General features: G+C 64.1%; 2 protein-coding genes. Both read left to right on the top strand.

Annotated features, from left to right (window positions below):
* Window positions 1-1,082: NAD-dependent succinate-semialdehyde dehydrogenase (locus EN969_RS27405; RefSeq protein WP_164758539.1), on the top strand; the 1,082-nt coding region annotated here is incomplete at its 5' end.
* A 92-nt stretch (window positions 1,083-1,174) separates the two neighbouring features.
* Entirely contained in the window at window positions 1,175-2,197 is a 1,023-nt protein-coding gene (locus EN969_RS27410) for an aldose epimerase family protein (RefSeq protein WP_127419558.1), read from the top strand.
* The last annotated feature ends 97 nt before the right edge of the window (window positions 2,198-2,294 follow it).

The raw sequence follows: 2,294 nt of genomic DNA on the forward strand, positions 1-2,294 counted from the left end.
CCTATGGCGACGTCGTGCCCTCGCCATGGGCGGACCGCCGCATCCTGGTGACCAAGGAGCCGGTTGGCGTCATCGCCGCCATCACGCCGTGGAATTTTCCGTCCTCGATGCTGGCCCGCAAGCTCGGCCCGGCGCTCGCCGCCGGCTGCACCGCCGTGGTCAAGCCTGCGTCGCAGACGCCGTATTCGGGTCTCGCCTGGGGCGCGCTCGCAGAGGAAGTCGGTTTCCCCAAGGGCGTCGTCAACATCCTGACCGGTTCGGCCAGCGAGATCGGCGACGAGATCTGCGCCAATCCGCTGGTGTCGAAGATCACTTTCACCGGCTCGACCGAGGTCGGCAAGCTTCTCATCCAGAAGTCGTCGGTCACCGTCAAGAAGGTGTCGATGGAACTCGGCGGCAACGCGCCGTTCATCGTTTTCGACGACGCCGACCTCGAGCGTGCCGTCGCCGGCGCCATCACCGCCAAGTACCGCAATTCCGGCCAGACCTGCGTTTGCACCAACCGCTTCCTTGTCCAGGCAGGTGTCTATGACAAGTTCGTCGAGAAGCTCGCTGCCGCCAGCAACGCGCTGAAGGTCGGCTCCGGCCTCGAGGACGGCGTGCAGCAGGGGCCGCTGATCGACGAGAAGGCGGTCGAGAAGGTCGAGGAACTGATCGCCGACGCCACATCAAAGGGCGGCAAGATCGTTGCCGGCGGCAAGCGCCATGCGCTCGGCGGTTCGTTCTTCCAGCCGACGGTCATCGCCAACGCGACACCCAAGATGCGCTTCATGAAGGAAGAGATCTTTGGCCCGGTCGCACCGGTGTTCAAGTTCGAGACCGAAGAGGAAGCCGTCGCCCTCGCCAACGACACCGAATTCGGCCTTGCCTGCTACTTCTACACCGGTGACCTCGGCCGCGCCTTCCGAGTGATGGAAGGGCTGAAATACGGCATGGTCGGGGTCAATGAAGGCCTCATCACCACGCCGGAGGCGCCGTTCGGCGGCGTCAAGGAATCCGGCCTCGGCAAGGAAGGCGGGCATCAGGGCATCGAGGATTATCTCGACACCAAATATGTCTGCATCGGCGGCCTCGGCCTCTGATAGGCTATCCCTGGGATGGGGAGGCCGATGGCCTGCCCATCTCTCATGGAAAAACCAGCCGAAGTCTTCTGGATCAACTGGCATTTACGGGCATGGCGATGAAGGACGGCGAGGTTTTCGGCACGACGCAGGCTGGCGAGCAGGTGCGTCGCTTCACGATCAGGGGCGGCGGCATCACAGCCAACATCATCGGTCTGGGCGCGATCATCCAGGATTTGCGCCTGACCGGGCACGATGCTCCGCTGGTGCTCGGCTATGACAGTCTGGAAGGCTACGAGACGGATACGGCCTTCTTCGGTGCGGTCGTCGGCCGCTATGCCAACCGCATCCGCGACGGCCGCTTCACCATTGGCGGCAGCCGCTACCAGACCGAGCAAAACTTCCTCGACAAGCATACGCTGCATGGCGGCTCGCAAGGTTACTCCCACCGGCCGTGGACGGTTTCCTTGCATGGCAGGGATTTCGTCACGCTGACGCTGCACGATCCCGACGGCACGATGGGTTTTCCCGGCGCGCTCGACGTCACCTGCACCTACCGGCTGAAGATCCCCGGCACGCTCAGCGTCGAGCTGACCGCCACCTGCGAGGAGCCGACGCTGTGCAATCTCACCCAGCATTCCTATTTCAACCTGGATGATGGCGGCGCAGGCGACATTCTCGCCCACAGGATGATGCTGAATGCCGGCGCCTACCTGCCGGTCGATGGCGACATGATCCCCACAGGCGTGGTCAAGCCGGTTGACGGCACGCCATTCGATTTCCGCCAGGCGCGGCCGCTGCGCATGGAAACCGAGGGTGATCAACTGCCCTACGACCAGAATTTCTGCCTTGCTTCGGCACGCGGGCCGCTCAAGCAGGCGGCATGGACGCAAGGCGCCAGTTCCGGTGTCGAGATGGAGGTCTGGACCACCGAGCCCGGCGTCCAGCTCTATACCGGCCAGTATGTGACGCCGCGCACCGGGCTGGAAGGGCGGAACTACAAGGCCTTTTGCGGCTTCTGCCTGGAGCCGCAGATTTGGCCGGACGCGCCGAACCGGCCTTATTTCCCGCAAGCAACGCTGTGGCCGGGCGCGATCTACCACCACGTCACGGAATACAGGTTCCGCCTGCCCTAGTTTTTCCGACCTTAGCCTTCGAAAGCCGCCCGCAGCGTCTCGAACGGCGCCAGCGCGCCGCGCACTTGCACCACGGCGGCGGCGACACGATGCGCAC

It is taken from the genome of Mesorhizobium sp. M7A.F.Ca.CA.003.01.2.1 (assembly GCF_003998945.1).
In the GTDB taxonomy this organism is placed as follows: Bacteria; Pseudomonadota; Alphaproteobacteria; order Rhizobiales; family Rhizobiaceae; genus Mesorhizobium; species Mesorhizobium ciceri.